This is a genomic window from Kitasatospora brasiliensis (genome assembly GCF_032654805.1).
GTDB lineage: Bacteria > Actinomycetota > Actinomycetes > Streptomycetales > Streptomycetaceae > Kitasatospora > Kitasatospora brasiliensis.
Window position 1 is genome coordinate 546,409 of sequence record NZ_JAUOOW010000001.1, and the last position, 23,740, is coordinate 570,148.

Here is a 23,740-nt window from a genome sequence, read left to right on the forward strand (position 1 = left end):
GGCAATGACAAACCACTCGGAACAACCCCAGCCCACGACGACCCCGGGCCCCGACCCGCTGGACACCACTCTGCGACTGGTCCGCGCCCAGACGGCCGTGGTCAAGCGCTTCGACGCGAGCCTCAGCGGCCTGCACGGCGTCAGCCTGGCCGACTTCACCATGCTGCTCCACCTCTCCCAGGCCCCCGGCGGCCGGATGCGCCGGGTCGACCTCGCCGAATCCCTCGGGCTCACCGCCTCCGGTGTGACCCGCGGCCTCGCGCCGCTGGAGCGGATCGGCCTGGTCTCCCGCGAGGCCGCCGCCCGTGACGCCCGGGTCGCCTACGCCGCCCTCACCCCGACCGGCCGGGAACGGCTCGCCGAGATGCTGTACACCGCCCGCAAGGTCGCCGCCGAACACTTCGCCGCCGACCAGTGGAACGCCGAGGACCTCTGCAGGCTCTCCGCTCTGCTCACCCGCCTCGGCGGCACCGCCCCCGGCCAGCACCTCGGTTGAGCCGCGCGTCCCGTACGCCCCGTACGCCCCCCGCGCACGCCCTTCCGCATCTGCCCGCCTAGGCTGGCCCTGCAGCACCCGCACCACCCCTGCACCACCCGCACCACCGAGCGCGCGAAGGGCAGCACCATGACCGACACCCCCGGCACCGGTCCCGGCACCGGCACCGGCCCCGACGCTGGTCGCGGCCAGGAGCCCGCCCTCGCCGACGCCCAGCGCGCCCACTGGCAGCGGACCTACACCGCCAACCCCGGGATGTACGGCGAGCAGCCCTCCGGCCCCGCCGAGTACGCCACCGAGGCGTTCACCGCCGCCGGGGCCCGGGACGTGCTGGAACTCGGCGCCGGCCACGGCCGTGACACCCTGCACTTCGCCCGCGCCGGCTTCCGGGTGCAGGCCGCCGACTTCAGCCGGACCGGCCTCCAGCAGCTGCGCGAGGCCGCGGCGAGCCAGGGCCTGGCCGAACGGGTCACGGCCGTCACCCACGACGTCCGTGACCCGCTGCCCCTCCCCGACGACTCCGTCGACGCGGTGTTCGCCCACATGCTGCTCTGCATGGCGCTCTCCACCGAGGAGCTCCGGGCCCTCGTCGCCGAGGTCCGGCGCGTCCTGCGCCCGGGCGGCACCTTCGTCTACACCGTCCGCCACACCGGTGACGCCCACTACGGCGCCGGCACCGGCCACGGGGACGACATCTGGGAGAACGGCGGCTTCGCCGTCCACTTCTTCCCCCGCGAACTGGTCGACGAGCTCGCCGAGGGCTGGCACCTCACCGAGGTCCACGCCTTCGAGGAGGGCGACCTGCCCCGCCGCCTGTGGCGCGTCACCCAGGAGAGCCCCCGATGACGGCCCCCGCCGCCGCCCCCGATCTCACCATCGACGGCACCGGGCTGCTCTGCGTCCAGCTGCTGCTCCGGCTGCGCGCCCGGATCGCACACCTTCCCGCCGGCGCGGTGGTCCACATCCACACCACCGACCCGGCCGCCCCGCTGGACCTGCCCGCCTGGTGCCACCTGACCGGCCACGAGTACCTCGGCCCGGTCCCGTACGAGGCCACCGACCGCGAGGTGTACGCCCTGCGCCTCACCTCCGCACCGGTCCGGACCCGCCCCGACCGCCCCTGGCACCCGGCCCCCGACGCCGACTGACCGGCCGCCACCCAAAAACCCGCACACCCGCCCGGCCGCCGGGGCACACTGCCCCCGTGCCCCCGACCCGCGTCTCCCCCACCGCCAACCGCCTCCTCGCCGAGCACGGCATCACCGTCCTCGACTGCCGCACGCTCCAGGAGGCCTGGCGACGGGCCCGAGGAGGGCACACCGGCGAGGCCCCCGGGCCGCCCGGTGTGCCACGATGATGAGACACGAACGTCCCAGCACCACAGGGAGGTTGGCCACCGTGGACCCGATCATCAGCTGCCGCTGGCAGGACCGGAACGGCGAGTGGGCCCTGACCGTCGGCCACAACGGCGACGGCTGGGAACTGCTCGCCTCGGCACCCGCCTGGTCGGAGTCGTTCTCCTTCGCGAACCCGGACGAGGTCCGCCGCCTCGCCCAGGCCCTGCTGGACCTGCCCGCCGACCCCGAGCCATACGAGGTCGAATGGCGGCTCTCCCGCACCGAATCCGCTCCGTTCAAGGGCGAGTTGACCCACTTCGCGACCTTCGCCGTCGGTCTCGACCCCACCGACCACCACCGCCCGTACCTCGCCTACCAGTCCTACTACGACCTGGGCCGGGTGACCGGACGCGGCCTGGAGGTGATCTGCGAGGACCCGCCGGTCGACCACCTCCGCGCCCAGGCCCACGCCTTCCTCACCACCTTCCCCGGCCCCGACCCCGGCGCCGACCCCGACCACCCGTAGCCGTAGGCACAGTCGTAGCTCACGCGACGGCGCGCAGCGCCCAGTCCACCTCCACCGCCCGACTCTCCGGCGCGGACCAGCCGTTGACCACCGCCAGCAGTTCCAGATAGCGCTCCCGCCGGGGATCCGCCATCGCCACCAGCCTGGTACGCACCGCCTCGACCCCTCCGGCCTCGGCACACCGCTCCATCAGAGCCGCCACGACCGCCGCGGCCTCCACCGATCCCGGCGCCACCCCCGCCGCGACCGCCGGGCCTGCCAACTCCCGTACCGCCACCGCCAGTCCGGGCCTCGGCAGGCCGCCCATCCCCAGCCGCTCCGCCTCCGCCGCCTCCGCTTCGACGAGCCCGCGCAGCAGCTCCCGGAAGCCGACGTCCCCGGCCAACCGCGCCAACTCCACCCAGGCCTCGACCTGTTGGGCCGACGGTTCCTCCGGCAGCTCCGGCGTCAAGGAGCGCGCGACGGCGGCGAACCGCGAGCCGTCGGCCAAGCCGCCGAACACGCCCGCCAGGAACTCCCCAATCAAGCGCGCCCGTTCGTCCTCCGTCAGCCGGGCCAAGCGGTGCACGAGCGTCAACTCCTCAGGTGTCGAACCGAGCCTGGCCACCGCCCCCAGCACCGCCCGCCGCAGCCGCAGCACCCGGATCTGGAGATCGATCGCCTCCGCCTGCGCGGCGGCGACCTCGGCCGGCGACAGTTCGCGCTCCACCACCCGCCGGATCGCGGGCAGCCCGAGTCCGAGCTCCCGCAGGCCGCGGACCAGTTCCAGGCGCGCGACGGCGTCGGCGCCGTACCGCCGGTGGCCGGCCGGGTTTCGGCCGGTCGGCGACACGATCCCCCGGTCCGAGTAGAAGCGGACGGTCTTGACCGTCAGCCCCGTCCGCCGGGCCAGCTCACCGATGGAGTACGTCGTATCGCCGTTCATGGCCACCACCCTGCTACCTCCCCCTACGGGAGACGCAAGCCCCCGACGCCCGCGCCGATGACGCCCCGAACCGCCACGGCGGCCCGCCAAGCGGCGAGCAAGAGGCGCGGCACCCCCGCGACCACCCAGGCCGGGCATCGCGCCGCACGCCTCAGCCACGGCCGCCGAACAGCCGGCCGGACGTGCCGCCGATGGGGAGGACGGCATCCGGGAGCGGCAGGAACCGGCAATGTGCCGGACCACGTGGCACTTCGCCCCCGGTCGGGCGCGGTCCCGTCCTGGGCCTACGCGGCAGGCCCGGCGGCGGCAGCCGCCCAGCCGGTCCGGCCCCCGCCGCGACACGGCCCCCGCCCGACAGCACCCCCAACGGACGACGGCTCCCCGGCCGGGGCGAGAACCCCGGCCGGGGAGCCGTCATCACCACACCGTCAGGCAGTCCGCCGCAGCAGCGCCAGGTACATCGCGTCCGTCCCGTGCAGGTGCGGCCACAGCTGCACGTCGGGCCCGTCGCCGAGGGCCGGGACGCCGGGCAGCAGTGGGCGCGCGTCGATCCACTCGACCCGGCCGTCCTCGGCGCGCAGCACGTCGTCCACGACCGCCCGGGTCTCCGCGAGGTGCGGCGAGCAGGTCGCGTAGCCGACCACGCCGCCGACCCGGGTGGCCTCGATCGCCGAGCGCAGCAGGTCCCGCTGGAGCGGGCCGAAGGCCGCGACGTCGGCCGGCCGGCGCCGCCAGCGGGCCTCCGGGCGGCGGCGCAGCGCGCCGAGGCCGGAGCACGGTACGTCGACCAGCACCCGGTCGAAGCCGCCGGACTGCCAGGCCGGGCGCGTCCCGTCCGCCGCGATCACCGTGTACGGGCCGGGGTTGCCGGCCAGCGCGCGGGCCACCAGGCGGGCCCGGTGCGGCTGCTTCTCGCTGGCGACCAGGGCCGCCCCGCGCTCGGCGGCCAGCGCGCCGAGCAGCGCGGCCTTGCCGCCGGGGCCGGCGCAGCCGTCCAGCCAGATCCGGTCGGGGCCGTCCAGCGGCGCCGAGGCCAGCGCCAGTGCGACCAGCTGGCTGCCCTCGTCCTGCACGCCCGCCCGGTTCTCCTGCACGGCGGCCACCGCGCCCGGGTCGCCGCCCTCGGCGAGCCGCAGCGCGAACGGGGACCAGCGGCCCGGCTGGGCCTCCGGCAGCGCGTCGGCCAGCTCGCCGACGGTGGCCCGGCCGGGGCGGGCGACCAGGGTGACCTCGGGCCGCTCGTTGTCGGCCCGCAACAGTTCCTCCACCGCGGTGCGCCCGGAGGCGTCCGGCTGCCAGCGGCCGAGGGAATCCCAGAGCGCGGAGACGACCCAGCGCGGGTGGGAGTGCACGACCGCCAGGTGGTCCTCGGCGTCCTTGTCGTACGGCGGGGCGACCTGCTCGATCCAGGTGTCCAGGTCGTGGGCGCTGATCCGGCGCAGCACGGCGTTGACGAACTTCGCCTTGCCGTCGCCGAGCACCACCCGGGCCAGCTCGACGGTCGCCGAGACGGCCGCGTGGCTGGGGATGCGGGTGGTGAGCAGCTGGTGGGCGCCGAGCGAGAGCACGTCCAGCACCGGCGGGTCGACCTTGCTCAGCGGCCGGTCGACGCAGGCGGCGATGATCGCGTCGTAGGTGCCCTGAAGGCGCAGGGTGCCGTAGACCAGTTCGGTGGCGAGGGCGGCGTCGCGCCGGTCCATGCCCTTCTGCTCGGCTTCGCGGAGCAGCGAGGGCAGGATCAGGTTGGCGTACGCGTCGCGCTCGTCGACGGCGCGCAGGGCGCGGAACGCGACGATCCGGGCCGGGTCCTTCTTCGGGCGGCGGTGCGGGCGGGGGGCGCGCTTGGCGCTGGGGGTGGTCACAGGTGCCTCAAGGTGCTGCGATGGTTATCGGAAGATCTCAAACGAACAGTAACGCCAAACCGCTGGGTCAGCCCTCGGTCCCGAAGCGCTCCCCCGCCTCCAGCCGCGCGCCCCGGGCCCAGTCGGCGGCCCGCATCTCCTTCTTCCCCTGCGGACGCACCTCCCCCAGCTCGACGTCGTGGCTGCCGGTCCCGACCCGGACGCTGTTCTTGCCGGCCATCGCGACCTCGCCCGGCGCCAGCTCGGTGGAGCCCGGCAGCAGCTTGACCGGCCCGGTGATCTTGAGTCGCTCGCCCCGGAACTCCGTCCAGGCCCCGGGCGCCGGCGCGCAGCCGCGCACCACCCGGTCGATCCGCAGCGCGGGGTGGCTCCAGTCGATCCGCGCGTCCTCGACGGTGATCTTCGGCGCGAGCGTGACACCCTCGGTCGGCTGCGGCACGGCGTGCAGGGAGCCGTCCTCGATGCCGTCCATGGTGGCCGCGAGCAGCCGCGCGCCGGAGAGCGAGAGCCGGGTGAGCAGCTCGCCGCTGGTGTCGCTCGGGCGGACCTCCTCGGTGATCACGCCGTAGACCGGGCCGGAGTCCAGGCCCCGTTCGATCAGGAAGGTGGACGCGCCGGTGACCTCGTCGCCGGCCAGCACCGCGTGCTGGACCGGGGCCGCGCCGCGCCAGGCGGGCAGCAGCGAGAAGTGCAGGTTGACCCAGCCGTGCTTGGGGATCTCCAGGGTGCCGGGGCGCAGCAGCGCGCCGTAGGCGACCACCGGGCAGCAGTCGGGGGCGAGTTCGGTGAGCCGGGCGACGAAGTCCGGGTCGCTGGGCTTCGCCGGCTTGAGGACCTCGATTCCGGCCTCCTCGGCGCGCTGGGCGACGGGGCTGGCGACCAGCTTGCGCCCGCGCCCGGCCGGGGCGTCGGGGCGGGTGACCACCGCGACGACCTCGTGCCGGTCCGAGGCGAGCAGGGCGTCCAGGGCGGGAACGGCGACCTCGGGGGTGCCGGCGAAGACGAGACGCATCAAGTGCCTTTCTGCAAAGGGAAGTTCAGTGAACCGAACGAGCTCAGTAGGCGGCTCGTTGGACGGCTCGGTGGACGGCTCAGCGGGCGGAGCCGAAGGTGCTGTGCGGCGAGACCTTGACCACCGGAGCCGGCCCGCTGCCCCAGTCCGCCTCCCGGATCGCCTTCAGCGCGGCCTTGCGCTGCTCCCGGTCGAGCCGGTCGATGAAGATGATGCCGTCCAGGTGGTCGGTCTCGTGCTGGATGCACCGGGCGAGCAGCTGGGTGCCCTCCACCGTCACCGGATCGCCGTACATGTTGAAGCCCTTGGCCACCACGCCGTACGCGCGCCTGGTGTCGTAGCGCAGTCCGGGCAGCGAGAGGCAGCCCTCGGGGCCCTCCTGCTCGTCCTCGCTCAGCGACAGGTCGGGGTTGATCAGGTGCCCGGTGACGCCGTCCACGTGGTACGTGAACACCCGCAGGGAGACGCCGAGTTGGGGCGCGGCAAGGCCGGCGCCGGGGGCGTTCAGCATGGTGTCGGTGAGGTCGCCGACCAGCTTGCGCAGTTCCTTGTCGAAGGTGGTCACCGGCTGGGCGGTGGACCGCAGGACGGGGTCTCCGAAGAGACGGATCGGCTGGATCGCCACGGGGTGCGGGCTCCTGTCCGTAGGGGCGCGGGCTGCGGTCGGCTGCTGGTTCACCGGCCAGTCTATGCAACCCGTACGGGGGACCCGTCCGGCCGCCCGCCGGGGCCTCTCCGGAGCCCGGATCGGCGGTCCGCGCATCCCGACTGTGCCGAGCCGCGTTACCCCGGCCCCCGCTTCGGCGTTGGTCAAGAGAGATTGACCGGGGCCGGGCGCAGCGACACCGCGTCCCGGCCGAGCTGAACCGTACGGAAGGTGGCACGTAGGCCATGGCCGAGCAGATCAACCACGACGCCCGGGCGAGGGCGAGCCTGCACCTGCTGGTGCGGGACATCGAGCGGGTGAGGCGGCAGGTCGACGCGCTGCGGACGCTCACCGCGCAACTGGGCAACGTCTACCGGCCGCGCCGACCGAGCACCTCGGCCGGCTTCGTGGTGTACGGGCGGGCGCCGGCGCCGACCGTGCGTCTGGCGCAGGAGCTGCGGGAGAGCGTGGAGACGCTGGTGGCGGCGGCGGTCGAGTTCGACCGGGCGCTGGGCTTCTCCTGGGACTCGGTGGGCTCCGCCCTCGGAGTCACCAAGCAGGCCGTCCACCGGCGCTACGGCATGCGCCGCCCGACCAGCGAACTCCTCGCCGCGAGCGGCGGCGTCCCGAGCCAGGGCCGCCCGGACCGCGCCGAGGACCTGCCCACCGGGGCCGAGCGCACCGGCCTGGCCGCGACCGTCCCCGCGGCCCGCCAGGGCGGCCTGGACCGCAGCAGCCTCGACCGCGCCGCGATGGACCGGCCCGCGATGGACCGCCCTCCGATCGACCGCAGCGGCCTGGACCGCACCCCGATGGACCGCACCACCATGGACCGACCCGCGATGGACCGCACCGCGATCGACCGACCCGCGATGGACCGCACCCCGATCGACCGCACCGCCATCGACCGCACCCCGACCGACCGCACCCAGCCGGACCGACCCGGCATCCCGCTGCGCGGCTGACCGAGCCGCCACAGCCGGGCCCTCCGGGGCGGGGTGGCCCACTCACCCCGCCCCGCCGGGCCCCGGACCCGCAACCCTGAGGCCCGAAACCGTGAGGCCCGGAACTTTGAGGCCCGAACCCCGACCGACTCCCTCAGCCGATGTCCGTCGGATCCACCCGCACCCGCACCGGCTCCGCCGTCCGCAGCGCGATCCGCGCGATCTGCGCCGCCTTGAGCGCCGCCGCCAACGCGGACCCCTGCCCGGGCGCCACCCGCAGCAGCGCCCGCTCCTGCTCCTCCCCCCGCAGCGCCGGCACCGGCACCGGCCCGAGCACGTCGGCCCCCTCCGGCAGCCGGATCAGGTTGAGCAGGTCCGCCACCGCCGAGGGGCTCCCGCTCACCGAGGCCATCCGGGACACCGGCGGGAAGTGCAGCTGCGCCCGTTCGTCCCGTTCCAGCCCGGCGTGCCCCAGCGGGTCCCAGCGCACCAGCGCCTGCACCGGACGGGCCGAGGGCTCGGCGACCACGACCACCGTCCCGCCCTCCGTCGAGGGCCGCACCAGCGCGGCCGCCGCGAGCCAGAGCCGCAGCGTCTCCTCGCCGGCCCGCAGGTCCGGCCGACTCAGCAGCGCCCAGCCGTCCAGCAGCAGCGCGGCCCCGTATCCGCCGCCCTCCACCACCGGCTCCGCGCCCGGCGTGGAGATCACCAGCGAGGGCTCGTCCGGCACGGTGGTCAGCACAGAGTCCCGGCCCGAGGTCCGCACCGGGATGCGCGGGAACGCCTTGCCCAGCTCCTCCGCCGTCCGCCGGGCGCCGACCACCTGGGCCCGCAGCCGGAAGGACCCGCACTCGGGGCAGTGCCAGTCGTTCTCCGCCTCCCCGCACCAGGCGCAGCACAGCGAGGCGTCCGCCGAGGGCGCCTCCAGCGGCCCCTCGCAGCGGCGGCAGCGCGCCGGGGTCCGGCAGCGCCCGCAGGCCAGCCGGGGCACGTAGCCGCGCCGGGGCACCTGGATGAGCACCGGGTGCCCGGCGGCCAGCGACTCCCGGGCGGCCTCCCAGGCCACCGAGGGCAGCCGGGCGGCCTGGGCGGCGGCGTCCCGGTGCTGGTCCTGGTCGGTGACGGTCCGCACCCTGGGCGCGGTCTGCCGCACCGTCTCCCGGTCGGCGACCAGTGGGCGCGCCCAGCCGGTGCTGACCAGCTGCGCGCCCTCCACCGTCACCGCGTGCCCGCCGAGCAGCACCGCCGCGCCCTCCTCGGCGGCGCGCAGCAGCGCCACCTCGCGCACGTGCGGGTGCGGGGCGCGCGGATCACTGTGGCTGCCGTCCCCGTCCGACCAGACGACGACCAGCCCGAGGTCCCGCACCGGCGCGAACATCGTCGCCCTCGTCCCGACCACGGCGCGCACCGAGCCCCGGCTCACCGCGAGCCAGCGCTTGTAGCGCTCGCGCGGGCCGAGGTCGGCCTCCAGCGCCACGTGTCTCCCGGGGCCGAGCAGTTCGGTCAGCGCCTGGTCGACCCGGGCCACCGAGCGCCCCTCCGGGAGCACCACCAGTGCCCCGCGCCCGCCCGCCAGCGTGGCCGCCACCGCCCGCGCGATCTCGTACGGCCAGCCGGGCCCGGGCAGCGCGGCCCAGACGGCGCGCGGCGAGCCGCCCGCGGCCAGCGCGGCGAGGAAGTCGGGCCCGGCCGGATAGCGCTGCCAGCCGCCGGGGGCCGGGGCGGCCGGGCGCGGCAGCGGCGGCGGCGAGGGCTCGGCCTCGGCCTTGGCGTGCCGGGGCGGGACGGCCAGCTGGAGCACGTCGGCCAGCGTGCCGGCGTACCGGTCCGCGACGGTGCGGCACAGCCGCAGCAGCTGCGGGGTGAGCACCGGCTCGGGCGAGAGCACCTGGGCCAGCGGGGCGAGCGGGCCGGCGAAGTCGCTCTTCTCCAGCCGGGCGACGATGAACCCGTCGTGCAGTTCGCCGCCCTCGCGCTGGCCCTTGACCACCCGGGCCCCGAACCGCACCCGGACCCGGACGCCGGGCTGGGCCTCCTCGGCCATCGCGGCCGGCACCTCGTAGTCGAAGAACTTGTCGATGGTGAGCACGCCCTTGTCCACCACCACCCGGGCCACCGGCAGGTTCTCGGCCCGCTTGGCGCCGTGCCAGGTGCGCGGCTTGGCCCGCTTGACCGTCTCCCGGATGAAGGCCAGCTGCTCCGGCTCCCCTGTGTCGCTCATCGCCACCAAGTACTACCAGGTCACACCGACAACGCACGAAGCGGCGCCCGCCCCCGAACGGGGACGGGCGCCGCTTCAGGCGTCAGGGACCTCAGTCCTGGACGGCAGCCTTCAGCTGCTCCACCCGGTCGGTGCGCTCCCAGGTGAAGTCCGGCAGCTCACGGCCGAAGTGGCCGTACGCGGCGGTCTGGGAGTAGATCGGACGCAGCAGGTCCAGGTCGCGGATGATCGCGGCCGGGCGCAGGTCGAAGACCTCGGAGACGGCCTTCTGGATCGCGAGGACCGGGACGGTCTCGGTGCCGAAGGTCTCCACGAACAGGCCGACCGGCTCGGCCTTGCCGATCGCGTACGCGACCTGCACCTCGGCGCGGCGGGCGAGGCCGGCGGCGACGATGTTCTTCGCCACCCAGCGCATCGCGTACGCGGCCGAGCGGTCCACCTTGGACGGGTCCTTGCCCGAGAAGGCGCCGCCACCGTGGCGGGCCATGCCGCCGTAGGTGTCGATGATGATCTTGCGGCCGGTGAGGCCGGCGTCGCCCATCGGGCCGCCGATCTCGAAGCGGCCGGTCGGGTTGACCAGCAGGCGGTAGCCCTCGGTGGTGAGCTTGATGCCCTGCTCGGCCAGCGCCTTCAGCTCCGGCTCCACGACGAACTCGCGGATGTCCGGGGTGAGCAGCGACTCCAGGTCAATGTCACTGGCGTGCTGGGTGGAGACGACCACGGTGTCGAGGCGGACGGCCTTGTCGCCGTCGTACTCGATGGTGACCTGGGTCTTGCCGTCGGGGCGCAGGTACGGGATGGTCCCGTTCTTGCGCACCTCGGTGAGGCGGCGGGAGAGGCGGTGCGCCAGGGTGATCGGCAGCGGCATGAGCTCGGGCGTCTCGTCGGACGCGTAGCCGAACATCAGGCCCTGGTCGCCGGCACCCTGCTTGTCCAGGTCGTCCCCATCGCCCTCGACCCGGGCCTCGTACGCGGTGTCGACACCCTGCGCGATGTCGGGCGACTGGGCACCGATGGACACCGAGACGCCGCAGGAGGCGCCGTCGAAGCCCTTCTTGGAGCTGTCGTAGCCGATCTCCAGGATCTTGTCCCGGACGAGCTGGGCGATCGGCGCGTACGCCTTGGTGGTCACCTCGCCGGCCACGTGCACCTGGCCGGTGGTGATGAGCGTCTCCACGGCGACCCGGGACGTCGGGTCCTCCCGCAGGAGAGCGTCAAGGATGGTGTCGCTGATCTGGTCAGCGATCTTGTCGGGGTGTCCCTCGGTGACGGATTCCGAGGTGAACAGGCGGCGAGACACAGCGCTCCCTGGGGTTGCAGCGGCTGCTGACTGAAGTTGCCCGGGGGAACCGGGGAACTCCGGAAAGACTTGATTCCTGGAGTGTAACGGTCTGGTTCCGTCGAACGTCACCCGCTTCCGGAATTAACGACCGTTCGGTGATCACTTCCGATCAGTTGCCGTCTGTTTCCAGCCGCTCCGCGACCAGGTCCCAGATCACGTCGGCGAGCGCCTCCTTCGGCCCCACCGGGACGGCCGTCTCGCTGCCGTCCGAGCCCAGGACCACGGCCTCGTTGACGTCCGAACCGAAGGCCTTGCCGTTGCCCACCTCGTTGACGACCAGCAGGTCACAGCCCTTGCGGGCGAGCTTGGCGCGGCCGTTGGCGAGCACGTCGTCGGTCTCGGCCGCGAAACCCACCACCAGTTGGCCCGAACGGGCCCGGTTGGCCGACACCTCGGCCAGGATGTCGGGGTTGCGGACGAGGGCGACGGGCGCGGGCTCGACCCCCTCCACCTTCTTGATCTTGCCGGTGGCGTACTCGGCGGGCCGGAAGTCCGCCACCGCCGCGGCCATGACCACGGCGTCCGCGTCCCGGACGGCCTCCAGGGCCGCCTCGCGCAGCTCCAGCGCGGTCGAGACGTGCACCACGTCCACCCCGGCCGGATCCGGCAGCTCGGCGTTGGCCGAGAGCAATGTCACCCTCGCCCCGCGCGCCGCGGCCGTCACGGCGAGCGCGTAGCCCTGCTTGCCCGAGGAGCGGTTGCCCAGGTAGCGCACCGGGTCCAGCGGCTCCCGAGTGCCGCCGGCCGAGACCACCACGTGTTTGCCGGCCAGGTCCGTGGGCACGGCCCCGCCGCGGCGCAGCACGGCCCGGCAGGCGTCGAAGATCGCGGACGGGTCCGGCAGCCGGCCCTTGCCGGTGTCCTTCCCGGTGAGCCGCCCGACGGCCGGCTCCAGCACGATCACGCCCCGGCGGCGCAGCGTGGCCACGTTGTCGCGGGTGGCCGGGTGCTCCCACATCTCGGTGTGCATGGCGGGCGCCACCACGACCGGGCAGCGGGCGGTGAGCAGGGTGTTGGTCAGCAGGTCGTCAGCGAGGCCGTGGGCGGCCTTGGCGATCAGGTCCGCGGTGGCCGGGGCGACCACGACCAGGTCGGCCTGCTGCCCGATCCGCACGTGCGGCACCTCGTGCACGCGCTCCCAGGTCTCGGTGGCCGCCGGACGCCCGGACAGCGCGGCCCAGGTCGCCTCGCCGACGAAGTGCAGCGCGGCCGCGGTCGGCACCACGGTGACCTGGTGGCCGGACTCGGTGAAGCGGCGCAACAGCTCGCACGCCTTGTACGCGGCGATCCCGCCGCTCACGCCGAGGACCACGCGGGGGGCGTCCACAGTCACTTCCAACCGACCCTTCGTCCGAACAGGAAACGCGCCCACCCTACGGCCCCCCGGCGATCACCCGCACCGTGGTCCCGCCCACAACGCCGAAGGGCCCGGCGGAAACGATTCCGCCGGGCCCTTCCGGAAATTCAGCGACCGCCTCAGGCGGCCTCGATCGCCTCGGCGGTCAGCATGCCCGCGTTGATCTCGCGCAGCGCGATCGACAGCGGCTTCTCGTGCACGTGGGTGTCGACCAGCGGGCCGACGTACTCCAGCAGGCCCTCGCCGAGCTGGGAGTAGTACGCGTTGATCTGGCGCGCGCGCTTGGCGGCGTAGATCACGAGGCTGTACTTGGAGTCGGTGGCCTCAAGCAGCTCGTCGATCGGCGGGTTGATGATGCCCTCGGGCGCGGTCATGGAAGAGGACACGCTAAAACCTTCCGAAAGGGTGGAAAAGACAGACAGGTCAGGCTACACCGAGCAAGGCTAGCAGTTCGGCCGCTACCTGCTCGACGGAGGTGTTGACAAGGGTCGTGTCGAACTCGGTCTCGGCCGCCAGCTCGACCTTGGCCGCCGCGAGCCGCTTCTCGATCACGTCCGCCGACTCGGTGCCCCGGCCGGTCAGCCGGCGGACCAGCTCGTCCCAGCTCGGCGGAGCCAGGAAGACCAGCTGCGCCTCGGGCATCGACTCGCGCACCTGACGGGCGCCCTGGAGATCGATCTCCAGCAGCACCGGCTCGCCGCGCTCCAGCTTCTCCTGCACGGCCGCACGCGGGGTCCCGTAACGGTTCCCGGCGAACTCGGCCCACTCCAGCAACTCGCCGTTGGCGACCAGCTTGTCGAACTCGTCGTTGTCGACGAAGTGGTACTGGACCCCGTTCTTCTCGCCGGGCCTCGGGTGGCGGGTCGTCGCCGACACCGAGAGCCAGACCTCGGGGTACATCTTCCTCATATGAGCGACGACCGTGCTCTTGCCGACCCCCGAAGGGCCGGAGAGCACGGTCAGCCGCGGACGCTCACTCATGCACCGATTATCCCGGATCGCGGGGGATCCTGGGACCACGGGGGCATGGTCAGGCGGCGCCACCGCCGAACTCCCGCTCCAGGGAAGCGATCTGGTTCGTACCGAGGCCGCGGACACGGCGGCTCTCACTGATGCCGAGGCGCTCCATGATCTGCTTGGCGCGGACCTTGCCGACGCCCGGCAGCGACTCCAGCAGTGCCGAGACCTTCATCTTGCCGATGACGTCGTTCTCGGCCTTGCCGGCCTTGATCACCTCGTGCAGGGAGGCGCCGGAGTGCTTGAGCCGGTTCTTCACCTCGGCGCGCTCCCGACGAGCCTCGGCGGCCTTGGCGAGCGCGGCGGTGCGCTGTTCAGGGGTAAGGGGCGGAAGAGCCACGCCGTTCACCTCAGGGTGTGGATGGTTGGATTGAGCTAGGACTGGTTCGGTACCGAGGACACCGTCCGCAAGGGGAACCAAAAGGCCCTTGACCTGCGGGAGCCACGTAAATCGCGGCTCGCCGATGACCTATCGCCGGACACTACCCGGATTGCGGCGCCACGTCAGGAAAAGAACACGAAAAGTCCTGGTCAGCCAAGGCCGACCAGGACTTTCCAGGGCAAATCAACCATGAGTGTGACGGCGCTCACGTCGAACTCCGCCGTCAGCGCGCGGTCCTGCGGACACTCCGCAGGGTCATCGCCCAACTACCTGAAGGAGGGGTTCCGCTCCTTGACGGCCCACTCGACGGGTTACTCGACCGCGTCCGCGAACTCCCCGACGAAGCGGTCCGCCGCCTCCCGCAGCGCCGCCACCGACGGGCCGTGCTTCAGCACGTCCCGGCTGACGCTCGGCACCACGTTGCGCACCGAGGCCCCGAACACCCCCGGCAGATCCGCCATGGTCGCACCCTGGGCACCGATCCCGGGAGCCAGCAGCGGGCCGTTGATGGCCAGGTCCACGCCCGCGTCGGCCAGCGTCGCGCCGACCACCGCGCCGAAGGAGCCGAGCGGCTCGGCGCCCGCGTTCTCGGCCGCCAGCCGGCGCAGCACCGAGGCCGCGACCGGCTCGCCGTCCGCGCCCACCGCGCGCTGCACCTCGGCGCCCTCCGGGTTGGAGGTGAGCGCCAGCGCGAACACGCCGCAGCCCTGCTCCCGGGCCAGGTCCAGGGCCGGGCGCAGCGAGCCGAAGCCCAGGTACGGGCTGACCGTCACGGCGTCCGAGAACAGCGGGCTGCCCGGCGACAGGAAGGCCTCGGCGTAGGCGGCCATGGTGGAGCCGATGTCGCCGCGCTTGGCGTCCATCAGGACCAGCGCCCCGGCCGCCCGGGCCTCCTCGACGCTCTTCTCCAGCACCGCGACGCCCTTGCTGCCGAAGCGCTCGAAGAAGGCGGCCTGCGGCTTGAGCACGGCCACCCGGTCGGCCAGCGCCTCGACCACGGTGCGGCTGAAGGTCTCCAGCCCGGCGAGGTCGTCGCCGAGCCCCCAGGCGGCGAGCAGGGAGGCGTGCGGGTCGATGCCGACGCAGAGCTGGCCGCGGGTGTCGAGGGCCTGGCGCAGCCGGGTGCCGAACGGGGCGAGGGTCATGTCGTCTCTTTCCGGAGGTTTCGGGGGAGGTTCAGGAGCTGCGCACGGCGCTGCCGACGGCCGCGGCCAGGTTGCGGAAGCCGCCCTGGCGGACCTTGGCGGACAGGCCCTTGTGGATCCGGCGGCACCAGAACGGGCCCTCGTAGATGAAGGCGCTGTAGCCCTGGACCAGGTCGGCGCCGTGGACGATCCGCTGCCAGGCGTCCTCGGCGGTCTCGATGCCGCCGACCGAGACCAGGGTCAGCCGGCCCTCGGTGCGGGTGCGCAGCCGCTGGAGCACCTCCAGGGCGCGGGCCTTGAGCGGGGCGCCGGACAGGCCGCCCATGCCGATCTCCTCGACCCGCCCGGCGTCGGTGCGCAGGCCCTCGCGGCCGATCGTGGTGTTGGTGGCGATGATGCCGTCCAGGCCCAGCTCCAGGGCGAGGTCGGCGACCGCGTCGATGTCCTCGTCGGCCAGGTCGGGGGCGATCTTGACCAGCAGCGGCACGTGGTGCGCGGTGGTGCGGTCGGCGGCCTCGCGGACAGCGGCGAGCAGCGGCCGCAGGTGGTCCACGGCCTGGAGGTTGCGCAGCCCGGGGGTGTTCGGCGAGCTGACGTTGACCACCAGGTAGTCGGCGTACTTGGCCAGCCGCTCGGTGGACTTGACGTAGTCGGCGACGGCGTCGGCCTCCTCGACCACCTTGGTCTTGCCGATGTTGACGCCGGTCACCGGGGTGGAGCTGGTGTGCGGGCGGGCGGCCAGCCGGGCGGCGACCCGGGCCGAGCCCTGGTTGTTGAAGCCCATCCGGTTGATCAGCGCGCGGTCCTCGACCAGGCGGAACAGCCGCGGCGCCGGGTTGCCGGGCTGGGGCTCGCCGGTGATGGTGCCGATCTCGACGTAGTCGAAGCCGAGCATGGCCAGGCCGTCGATGCCGACGCCGTTCTTGTCGAAGCCGGCGGCCAGGCCGAACGGGCCGGGCAGGTCGAGGCCGAGGGCGTCGGTGCGCAGGGCCCGGTCCTTCGGGGCGAGCACCAGCCGCACCAGGGTGCGCAGCCCGGGCACCGAGGAGCCGAGGCGGATCCAGAAGAAGGCCAGGTGGTGGGCCTTCTCCGGGTCCATCTTCTTGAAGACCAGGTCGAACAGAAGCTTGTACAAGGGTGGTTCAACTCCCGCAGTACCGTACGTGGGCATGGAAGTGGGGGGCACCCAAAGGCTTCGGTGCCCCCCACTGCGGTGGTGCTACTTGCGGCCGGCGTTGATCAGCTCGGCGTGCTCCTGGAGCGACATCACTCCGACCTCGTCGCGCAGCAGCCGGTCGATGCCCTGGACGGCCGCGCCCATCGCCTGGACGGTGGTCAGGCAGGGCACCGCGCGGGCCACGGCCGCGGTGCGGATCTCGTAGCCGTCGAGGCGCCCGCCGGTGCCGTACGGCGTGTTGATGATGAGGTCGACCTCGCCGTCGTGGATGAGCTGGACGATCGTCCGCTCCCCGTTCGGGCCCTCGCCCTCGCTGTGCTTGCGCACCACGGTGGCGGGGATGCCGCCGCGCTGGAGCACCTCGGCGGTGCCGGCGGTGGCGAGCAGCTCGAAGCCGAGGCCGGCCAGCGCGCGGGCCGGGAAGACCAGGTTGCGCTTGTCCCGGTTGGCCACCGAGACGAAGACCTTGCCCTTGGTCGGCAGCGCGCCGTACGCGCCGGTCTGCGACTTGGCGTAGGCCGTGCCGAAGACCTTGTCGATGCCCATGACCTCACCGGTCGAGCGCATCTCCGGGCCGAGCACGGTGTCCACGCCGCGGCCGTGGACGTCGCGGAAGCGGCTCCACGGCATCACGGCCTCCTTGACCGCGATCGGCGCGTCGGCGGGCAGCGTGCCGCCGTCACCCTCGGCGGGCAGCAGGCCCTCGGCGCGCAGCTCGGCGATGGTGGCGCCGAGCGAGATCCGGGCGGCGGCCTTGGCCAGCGGCACCGCGGTCGCCTTGGAGGTGAACGGGACGGTCCGGGAGGCGCGCGGGTTGGCCTCCAGGACGTACAGGATGTCCCCGGCCATGGCGAACTGGATGTTGATCAGACCGCGGACGCCGACACCGCGCGCGATGGCCTCGGTGGAGGTGCGCAGGCGCTTGATGTCGAAGCCGCCGAGGGTGATCGGGGGCAGCGCGCAGGCGGAGTCGCCGGAGTGGATGCCGGCCTCCTCGATGTGCTCCATGACGCCGCCGAGGTAGAGCTCGGTGCCGTCGTAGAGCGCGTCGACGTCGATCTCCACCGCGTCGTCCAGGAAGCGGTCGATGAGCACCGGGTGCTCGGAGATCAGACCGGCGTGCCGCTCCAGGTAGGAGGCGAGCGAGGCCTCGTCGTAGACGATCTCCATGCCGCGGCCGCCGAGTACGTAGGACGGGCGGGCGAGGACGGGGTAGCCGATCTCGTCGGCGATCGCCTTGGCGTCCTCGAAGGAGAAGGCGGTGCCGTGCTTGGGCGCGGGCAGGCCGGCGTCGCGCAGCACGCGGCCGAAGGCGCCGCGCTCCTCGGCGAGGTCGATCGCCTCGGGCTGGGTGCCGACGATCGGCACGCCGTTGTCCTTGAGCGCCTGGGCCAGGCCGAGCGGGGTCTGGCCGCCGAGCTGGACGATCACACCGGCGAGCGGGCCGGCCTGCTGCTCGGCGTGGACGATCTCCAGCACGTCCTCCAGGGTGAGCGGCTCGAAGTAGAGCCGGTCGGAGGTGTCGTAGTCGGTGGAGACGGTCTCCGGGTTGCAGTTGACCATGACGGTCTCGTACCCGGCGTCGGCGAGCGCGAAGGAGGCGTGCACGCAGGAGTAGTCGAACTCGATGCCCTGGCCGATGCGGTTCGGGCCGGAGCCCAGGATGATCACGGCGGGCTTGGTGCGCGGGGCGACCTCGTTCTCCTCGTCGTAGGACGAGTAGAAGTACGGGGTCTTGGCCGCGAACTCGGCGGCGCAGGTGTCGACGGTCTTGAACACCGGGCGGATGCCGAGGGCGTGGCGCACCTCGCGGACCACGTCAGCCTTCAGGCCGCGGATCTCGCCGATCTGCTGGTCGGAGAAGCCGTGCCGCTTGGCGTGGCGCAGCAGCTCGGGGGTGAGCTCCTCGGCCTCGGCCAGCTCGCCGGCGATCTCGTCGAGCAGGAAGAGCTGGTCGACGAACCACGGGTCGATCTTGGTGGCCTCGAACACCTCCTCCGGGGTGGCGCCGGCCCGGATGGCCTCCATCACGGTGTTGATCCGGCCGTCGGTCGGCACGGCCGCCTTGGCCAGCAGCGCCGCCTTGTCGCCCACGGGGCCGGTCCAGGAGAACTGGGAGCCCTTCTTCTCCAGCGAGCGCAGCGCCTTCTGGAGCGCCTCGGGGAAGTTGCGGCCCAGGGCCATCGCCTCGCCGACCGACTTCATGGTGGTGGTCAGCGTCGCGTCGGCGCTCGGGAACTTCTCGAACGCGAAGCGCGGGACCTTGACCACGACGTAGTCGAGGGTCGGCTCGAAGGAGGCCGGGGTCTCCTCGGTGATGTCGTTGGGGATCTCGTCCAGGGTGTAGCCGACGGCCAGCTTGGCGGCGATCTTGGCGATCGGGAAGCCGGTGGCCTTGGAGGCGAGCGCCGAGGAGCGGGAGACGCGCGGGTTCATCTCGATGACGATGACCCGGCCGTCGTCGGGGTTGACGGCGAACTGGATGTTGCAGCCGCCGGTGTCGACGCCGACCTCGCGGATGACGGCGATGCCGATGTCCCGCAGGATCTGGTACTCGCGGTCGGTGAGGGTCATCGCCGGGGCGACGGTGATCGAGTCACCGGTGTGCACGCCCATCGGGTCGAAGTTCTCGATGGAGCAGACGACCACGACGTTGTCGTTCTTGTCGCGCATCAGCTCCAGCTCGTACTCCTTCCAGCCGAGGATGGACTCCTCCAGGAGCACCTCGGTGGTCGGCGAGAGGGTCAGGCCCTGGCCGGCGATGCGGCGCAGGTCCTCCTCGTTGTGGGCGAAGCCGGAGCCGGCGCCGCCCATGGTGAAGGAGGGGCGGACGACGACCGGGTAGCCGCCGAGCGTGTCGACGCCGGCCAGCACCTCGTCCATGGTGTGGCAGATGACCGAGCGGGCGGACTCGCCGTAGCCGATCTTGGCCTTGACGGCCTCGACGACGCCCTTGAAGAGGTCGCGGTCCTCGCCCTTGTTGATCGCCTCGACGTCGGCGCCGATCAGCTCGACGCCGTACTTCTCCAGCGTGCCGGCGCTGTGCAGCGAGATCGCGGTGTTCAGCGCGGTCTGGCCGCCCAGGGTGGGCAGCAGCGCGTCGGGGCGCTCCTTGGCGATGATCTTCTCGACGAACTCCGGGGTGATCGGCTCGACGTAGGTGGCGTCGGCGATCTCCGGGTCGGTCATGATCGTGGCCGGGTTGGAGTTCACCAGCACGACCCGCAGGCCCTCGGACTTGAGGACCCGGCAGGCCTGCGTGCCCGAGTAGTCGAACTCGGCGGCCTGGCCGATGACGATCGGGCCGGAGCCGATCACCAGGACGGACTTGATGTCAGTGCGCTTAGGCACGCTGGTCCTCCATGAGCTTCACGAAGCGGTCGAACAGGTAGGCGGCGTCGTGCGGACCGGCGGCCGCTTCGGGGTGGTACTGCACGCTGAAGGCGGGGACGTCCAGCGCCTGGAGACCCTCGACGACGTCGTCGTTGAGGCAGACGTGGGAGACCTCGACCCGCCCGTAGGGGGTGTCGCTCGCCTTGTCCAGCGGGGCGTCCACGGCGAAGCCGTGGTTGTGGGCGGTCACCTCGACCTTGCCGGTGGTGCGGTCCTGCACCGGCTGGTTGATGCCGCGGTGGCCGTACTTGAGCTTGTAGGTGCCGAAGCCCAGGGCGCGGCCGAGGATCTGGTTGCCGAAGCAGATCCCGAAGAACGGGGTCTTGCGCTCCAGCACGCCCTGCGCGACGGCGACCTGGTGGTCGGCGGTGGCCGGGTCACCCGGGCCGTTGGAGAAGAAGACGCCGTCCGGGTTGACGGCGTAGACGTCCTCCAGGGTGGAGTTGGCGGGGAGCACGTGCACCTCGATGCCGCGCTCGGCCATCCGCTGCGGGGTCATCGCCTTGATGCCGAGGTCCAGCGCGGCGACGGTGAACTTCTTCTCACCGATCGCGGGCACCACGTACGGCTCGGTGGTGGCGACCTCGGCGCACAGGTCGGCGCCCTTCATCTCGGGCGACTGCCGCACCCGGGCGAGCAGCGCGGCCGGGTCGGCCAGCGTCTCGCCGGAGAAGATGCCGCAGCGCATCGCGCCGCTCTCGCGCAGGTGGCGGGTCAGCGCGCGGGTGTCGATGCCGCTGATGCCGACGATGCCCTGGTTGACCAGTTCCTCGTCGAGCGAGCGGCGGGAGCGCCAGTTGGAGGCGACCCGGGCGGGGTCGCGCACCACGTAGCCGGCGACCCAGATCCGCTGGGACTCGTCGTCCTCGTCGTTCCAGCCGGTGTTGCCGATCTGCGGGGCGGTCATCGCGACCACCTGGCGGTGGTACGACGGGTCGGTGAGGGTCTCCTGGTAGCCGGACATGCCGGTGTTGAAGACCGCCTCGCCGAAGGTCTCGCCGATCGCGCCGTAGGCCTGGCCGCGGAAGGTCCGGCCGTCCTCCAGGACGAGCACGGCAGGCACTCGTTCCCGCCGTTGGCGCTGCGTGGTGGGGGCAGGTGCGGTCATTGCGCGGCCTCTTCCGTCTTCGTCTTCGTACGTGTTGCGAGCTGAGCGATCGCCTCGACCCAGGCGGTGTGCTCGTCGGGGTGGTCGGCCCGGAAGCCGGAGTCCAGCTCGGCGCCCTCGTGAACCCAGCTGACGACGAGCAGCCCGGAGGGGACGACCTTGCCGGCGATCCCGGAGTCGGTGCGGGCTCCGGTCAGGTTCCCGGCCGGGATCCAGAAGTCGACGTCCCCGGGGCGCTGCACCAGCAGGCCGTCCTCGCCGAGGGTGAGGTCGGCGCGGCTGCGGGTGCCCAGGCCGTGGGCGACGACCCGGTCGAGCCAGTTCCCGGCGGTGGTCGTGCCGTGGTACCGGCCGCTGGTCTCCAGGATGGTGCGTCCGGCGCGGGCCGGCACCGCGGGCAGCGGCGGGATGCCGGACTGGAGGGTCCGACGCCAGTTCCAGCCCTGGCGCATCAGCCAGTAGACGAGGCCGATCACGATCAGCAGGCCGATGGACCAGCCGATGTAGCCGGGCCAGTTGGTGACCTTCGCCTGCTCCTGGGCGAGCGTGGCGTGGTCCATCACTCCGCGCCGCCCTGCTCGGCCGGCTCCCCGGCCAGGACGGTGGCACGGCCCCGCAGGAAGGTGGCGTGCACGCGTCCGGGCAGGTCGAGGCCCTTGTAGGGGGTGTTGCGGCTGCGGGTGGCGAAATTGTCCGGGTTCACGGCACCACGGTACGCGGGGTCGAACAGCACGAGGTTGGCCGGTTCACCCACCGAGACCGGACGGCCGTGGCCGGTGAGACGGCCGATGCGGGCCGGGCGGTGCGACATCCGGTCCGCGACGCCCTCCCAGTTCAGCAGGCCGGTGTCCACCATGGTCTGCTGCACGACCGACAGCGCGGTCTCCAGGCCGACCATGCCCATCGCGGCCACGGCCCACTCGCAGTCCTTGTCCTCGGCCGGGTGCGGCGCGTGGTCGGTGGCGACGGCGTCGATGGTGCCGTCGGCGAGCGCCTCGCGCAGCGCCTGGACGTCCTCGGCGGTGCGCAGCGGCGGGTTCACCTTGTACACCGGGTCGTAGCTGCGGACCAGCTCGTCGGTGAGCAGCAGGTGGTGCGGGGTCACCTCGGCGGTGACGTCCCAGCCCTTGGACTTGGCCCAGCGGATGATCTCGACCGAGCCGGCCGTGGAGACGTGGCAGACGTGCAGCCGGGAGCCGACGTGCGCGGCGAGCAGCACGTCGCGGGCGATGATCGACTCCTCGGCGACGGCCGGCCAGCCGCCGAGCCCGAGCTCGCCGGAGACCTGGCCCTCGTTCATCTGGGCGCCCTCGGTCAGCCGCGGCTCCTGGGCGTGCTGGGCGACGACGCCGTCGAAGGCCTTGACGTACTCCAGGGCGCGGCGCATCAGCACCGCGTCGTCCACGCACTTGCCGTCGTCGGAGAAGACCCGGACGTTGGCGGCGGACTCGTGCATCGCGCCGAGCTCGGCGAGCTTCTTGCCCTCCAGGCCGACGGTGACGGCGCCGACCGGCTGCACGTCGCAGTAGCCGGCCTCCTGGCCGAGCCGCCAGACCTGCTCGACCACGCCCGCGGTGTCGGCCACCGGGGTGGTGTTGGCCATCGCGTGCACGGCGGTGAAGCCGCCCATCGCGGCGGCCCGGGTGCCGGTGAGGACGGTCTCGGCGTCCTCGCGGCCCGGCTCGCGCAGGTGGGTGTGCAGGTCGACCAGGCCGGGCAGGACGACCAGCCCGGTGGCGTCGATCTCGATGTCCGCCTCGACCGTCAGGCCGGTGCCGATCTCCTTGATCACGCCGTCGGCGAGGTGGAGGTCCTGCGGGGCGCCGCCCAGGATCTTGGCGTTGCGGATCAGGTAGCTGGTCACTGGGAGGTCTCCACGGAGTCGGTGCGGGCGGGCTCGGCGAGACCATCGGTGAAGACAGCTCCGCCGAGCAACAAGTAAAGAACGGCCATCCGGATGGAGACGCCGTTGGCGACCTGCTCGATCGCGGTGCAGCGCGGCGAGTCGGCGACCTCGGCGGTGATCTCCATGCCGCGGACCATCGGGCCGGGGTGCATCACGATCGCGTGCTCGGGCAGCTGGGCCATCCGCCGGCCGTTCATGCCGTAGCGGCGGCTGTACTCGCGCTCGGTCGGGAAGAACGCGGCGTTCATCCGCTCGCGCTGGACCCGCAGCATCATCAGCGCGTCCGTCTTGGGCAGCACGCTGTCCAGGTCGTAGCTGATCTCGCAGGGCCAGTTCTCGATCCCGACCGGCAGCAGCGTCGGCGGGGCGACGAAGGTGACCTGCGCGCCGAGGGTGTTCAGCAGGTGGACGTTGGAGCGGGCGACCCGGCTGTGCAGGACGTCGCCGACGATGGTCACCCGGCGCCCGGCGAGGTCGTTGCCCTGGCCGCGGTTGAGGTGGCGGCGCATGGTGAAGGCGTCGAGCAGCGCCTGGGTGGGGTGCTCATGGGTGCCGTCACCGGCGTTGATCACACTGCCGTGCAGCCAGTCGGACTGGGCCAGCCGGGCCGGCGCGCCGGAGGCGTGGTGGCGGATGACCACGGCGTCGGCGCCCATCGCCTGGAGGGTCAGCGCGGTGTCCTTGAGGCTCTCGCCCTTGGAGACCGAGGAGCCCTTGGCGGAGAAGTTGATGACGTCGGCCGAGAGGCGCTTCTCGGCGACCTCGAAGGAGGTCTTCGTCCGGGTGGAGTCCTCGAAGAAGAGGTTGACGACGGTGCGGCCGCGCAGCGTGGGGAGCTTCTTGACGGCCCGGCCGGAGAGCTGGGCCAGCTCCTCGGCGGTGTCCAGGATCAGCAGCGCGTCGTCGCGGCTGAGGTCGGCGGCGGAGACGAGGTGGCGCTTCAC

The 23,740-nt window shown here is 72.9% G+C and carries 22 protein-coding genes and 1 pseudogene; 6 read left to right on the forward strand and 17 right to left on the reverse strand.

All coding sequences use genetic code 11. The features are described 5' to 3' along the window. Positions 1 to 4: 4 nt before the first annotated feature. The 5 genes from QWJ13_RS02435 (at position 5) to QWJ13_RS02455 (ending at position 2,359) form a co-directional block, all read left to right on the forward strand. On the forward strand, positions 5 to 496 hold the full coding sequence (locus QWJ13_RS02435; RefSeq protein ID WP_316520170.1) for a MarR family winged helix-turn-helix transcriptional regulator: 492 nt from the start codon (positions 5 to 7) through the stop codon (positions 494 to 496). A gap of 129 nt (positions 497 to 625) precedes the next feature. Further along, complete coding sequence (locus QWJ13_RS02440) at positions 626 to 1,342, forward strand: class I SAM-dependent methyltransferase (RefSeq protein WP_316520172.1); 717 nt, start codon at positions 626 to 628, stop codon at positions 1,340 to 1,342. Beyond that, positions 1,339 to 1,644, forward strand: a complete 306-nt coding sequence (locus QWJ13_RS02445; RefSeq protein ID WP_316520174.1) for a sulfurtransferase TusA family protein — start codon at positions 1,339 to 1,341, stop codon at positions 1,642 to 1,644. The genes QWJ13_RS02440 and QWJ13_RS02445 overlap by 4 nt, the downstream gene beginning before the upstream one ends. 56 nt (positions 1,645 to 1,700) lie before the next feature. Then, complete coding sequence (locus tag QWJ13_RS02450; RefSeq protein ID WP_316520176.1) at positions 1,701 to 1,853, forward strand: hypothetical protein; 153 nt, start codon at positions 1,701 to 1,703, stop codon at positions 1,851 to 1,853. A gap of 41 nt (positions 1,854 to 1,894) precedes the next feature. Then, complete coding sequence (locus tag QWJ13_RS02455) at positions 1,895 to 2,359, forward strand: hypothetical protein (protein WP_316520178.1); 465 nt, start codon at positions 1,895 to 1,897, stop codon at positions 2,357 to 2,359. A gap of 19 nt (positions 2,360 to 2,378) precedes the next feature. Here the strand turns inward: QWJ13_RS02455 and QWJ13_RS02460 are convergent, their stop codons facing one another. The 4 genes from QWJ13_RS02460 to def all read right to left on the reverse strand — a co-directional run bounded on the left by QWJ13_RS02460 (position 2,379) and on the right by def (position 6,783). Further along, positions 2,379 to 3,284, reverse strand: a complete 906-nt coding sequence (locus QWJ13_RS02460) for a MerR family transcriptional regulator (RefSeq protein WP_316520180.1) — start codon at positions 3,282 to 3,284, stop codon at positions 2,379 to 2,381. A gap of 428 nt (positions 3,285 to 3,712) precedes the next feature. Continuing rightward, the gene (locus QWJ13_RS02465; RefSeq protein WP_316520181.1) at positions 3,713 to 5,146 is read right to left on the reverse strand and encodes an RsmB/NOP family class I SAM-dependent RNA methyltransferase; all 1,434 of its coding nucleotides are present in this window, start codon (positions 5,144 to 5,146) and stop codon (positions 3,713 to 3,715) included. A 67-nt stretch (positions 5,147 to 5,213) separates the two neighbouring features. After that, positions 5,214 to 6,158: a methionyl-tRNA formyltransferase gene (gene fmt, locus QWJ13_RS02470; RefSeq protein ID WP_316520182.1), complete on the reverse strand. Its 945-nt coding sequence runs from the start codon at positions 6,156 to 6,158 to the stop codon at positions 5,214 to 5,216. 79 nt (positions 6,159 to 6,237) lie between these two features. After that, positions 6,238 to 6,783, reverse strand: coding sequence for a peptide deformylase (gene def / locus QWJ13_RS02475; protein ID WP_316520183.1), 546 nt, complete (start codon positions 6,781 to 6,783; stop codon positions 6,238 to 6,240). Positions 6,784 to 7,049: 266 nt separating this feature from the next. Between def and QWJ13_RS02480 the strand changes: the two are divergent. Further along, positions 7,050 to 7,395 (forward strand): annotated as a pseudogene (locus QWJ13_RS02480) (hypothetical protein); the annotation flags it as partial. A 507-nt stretch (positions 7,396 to 7,902) separates the two neighbouring features. Here QWJ13_RS02480 and QWJ13_RS02485 read toward each other — a convergent pair. From QWJ13_RS02485 to QWJ13_RS02545, 13 genes are all read right to left on the reverse strand, one after another. Then, entirely contained in the window at positions 7,903 to 9,969 is a 2,067-nt protein-coding gene (locus QWJ13_RS02485) for a primosomal protein N' (RefSeq protein WP_316520184.1), read from the reverse strand. 91 nt (positions 9,970 to 10,060) lie between these two features. Next, the gene (metK, locus tag QWJ13_RS02490; protein ID WP_316520185.1) at positions 10,061 to 11,269 is read right to left on the reverse strand and encodes a methionine adenosyltransferase; all 1,209 of its coding nucleotides are present in this window, start codon (positions 11,267 to 11,269) and stop codon (positions 10,061 to 10,063) included. Positions 11,270 to 11,420: 151 nt separating this feature from the next. Further along, a complete protein-coding gene (gene coaBC, locus QWJ13_RS02495) occupies positions 11,421 to 12,638 on the reverse strand; it encodes a bifunctional phosphopantothenoylcysteine decarboxylase/phosphopantothenate--cysteine ligase CoaBC (RefSeq protein WP_316520186.1) in 1,218 nt (405 codons plus the stop codon). Between the two features lie 149 nt (positions 12,639 to 12,787). Next, entirely contained in the window at positions 12,788 to 13,054 is a 267-nt protein-coding gene (gene rpoZ, locus QWJ13_RS02500; RefSeq protein ID WP_030240625.1) for a DNA-directed RNA polymerase subunit omega, read from the reverse strand. Positions 13,055 to 13,091: 37 nt separating this feature from the next. After that, the gene (gene gmk / locus QWJ13_RS02505; protein WP_316520187.1) at positions 13,092 to 13,649 is read right to left on the reverse strand and encodes a guanylate kinase; all 558 of its coding nucleotides are present in this window, start codon (positions 13,647 to 13,649) and stop codon (positions 13,092 to 13,094) included. Positions 13,650 to 13,698: 49 nt separating this feature from the next. After that, positions 13,699 to 14,025, reverse strand: coding sequence for an integration host factor, actinobacterial type (gene mihF, locus QWJ13_RS02510; protein ID WP_063346755.1), 327 nt, complete (start codon positions 14,023 to 14,025; stop codon positions 13,699 to 13,701). A 353-nt stretch (positions 14,026 to 14,378) separates the two neighbouring features. Then, positions 14,379 to 15,212, reverse strand: a complete 834-nt coding sequence (pyrF, locus tag QWJ13_RS02515; protein WP_316520189.1) for an orotidine-5'-phosphate decarboxylase — start codon at positions 15,210 to 15,212, stop codon at positions 14,379 to 14,381. A 31-nt stretch (positions 15,213 to 15,243) separates the two neighbouring features. Next, positions 15,244 to 16,347, reverse strand: coding sequence for a quinone-dependent dihydroorotate dehydrogenase (locus tag QWJ13_RS02520; RefSeq protein WP_316520190.1), 1,104 nt, complete (start codon positions 16,345 to 16,347; stop codon positions 15,244 to 15,246). Positions 16,348 to 16,431: 84 nt separating this feature from the next. Continuing rightward, positions 16,432 to 19,740 (reverse strand): carbamoyl-phosphate synthase large subunit, encoded by a 3,309-nt coding sequence (gene carB, locus QWJ13_RS02525; protein WP_316520192.1) that lies wholly within the window; start codon positions 19,738 to 19,740, stop codon positions 16,432 to 16,434. After that, complete coding sequence (gene carA, locus QWJ13_RS02530; RefSeq protein ID WP_316520194.1) at positions 19,733 to 20,890, reverse strand: glutamine-hydrolyzing carbamoyl-phosphate synthase small subunit; 1,158 nt, start codon at positions 20,888 to 20,890, stop codon at positions 19,733 to 19,735. Before carA ends, carB begins: the two co-directional genes overlap by 8 nt. Next, entirely contained in the window at positions 20,887 to 21,450 is a 564-nt protein-coding gene (locus QWJ13_RS02535; protein WP_316520196.1) for a PH-like domain-containing protein, read from the reverse strand. Before QWJ13_RS02535 ends, carA begins: the two co-directional genes overlap by 4 nt. Continuing rightward, the gene (locus QWJ13_RS02540) at positions 21,450 to 22,754 is read right to left on the reverse strand and encodes a dihydroorotase (protein WP_316520198.1); all 1,305 of its coding nucleotides are present in this window, start codon (positions 22,752 to 22,754) and stop codon (positions 21,450 to 21,452) included. The genes QWJ13_RS02535 and QWJ13_RS02540 overlap by 1 nt, the downstream gene beginning before the upstream one ends. Next, positions 22,751 to 23,740: an aspartate carbamoyltransferase catalytic subunit gene (locus tag QWJ13_RS02545; protein ID WP_316520200.1), complete on the reverse strand. Its 990-nt coding sequence runs from the start codon at positions 23,738 to 23,740 to the stop codon at positions 22,751 to 22,753. The genes QWJ13_RS02540 and QWJ13_RS02545 overlap by 4 nt, the downstream gene beginning before the upstream one ends.

Bases quoted from the DNA above. Each gene is read 5' to 3' on its own strand.
- QWJ13_RS02435 (WP_316520170.1), top strand. From the start codon at position 5: ATGACAAACCACTCGGAACAACCCCAGCCCACGACGACCCCGGGCCCC.
- QWJ13_RS02440 (WP_316520172.1), top strand. From the start codon at position 626: ATGACCGACACCCCCGGCACCGGTCCCGGCACCGGCACCGGCCCCGAC.
- QWJ13_RS02445 (WP_316520174.1), top strand. From the start codon at position 1,339: ATGACGGCCCCCGCCGCCGCCCCCGATCTCACCATCGACGGCACCGGG.
- QWJ13_RS02460 (WP_316520180.1), bottom strand. From the start codon at position 3,284: ATGAACGGCGATACGACGTACTCCATCGGTGAGCTGGCCCGGCGGACG.
- fmt (WP_316520182.1), bottom strand. From the start codon at position 6,158: ATGCGTCTCGTCTTCGCCGGCACCCCCGAGGTCGCCGTTCCCGCCCTG.
- QWJ13_RS02485 (WP_316520184.1), bottom strand. From the start codon at position 9,969: ATGAGCGACACAGGGGAGCCGGAGCAGCTGGCCTTCATCCGGGAGACG.
- gmk (WP_316520187.1), bottom strand. From the start codon at position 13,649: ATGAGTGAGCGTCCGCGGCTGACCGTGCTCTCCGGCCCTTCGGGGGTC.
- pyrF (WP_316520189.1), bottom strand. From the start codon at position 15,212: ATGACCCTCGCCCCGTTCGGCACCCGGCTGCGCCAGGCCCTCGACACC.
- carA (WP_316520194.1), bottom strand. From the start codon at position 20,890: ATGACCGCACCTGCCCCCACCACGCAGCGCCAACGGCGGGAACGAGTG.
- QWJ13_RS02535 (WP_316520196.1), bottom strand. From the start codon at position 21,450: ATGGACCACGCCACGCTCGCCCAGGAGCAGGCGAAGGTCACCAACTGG.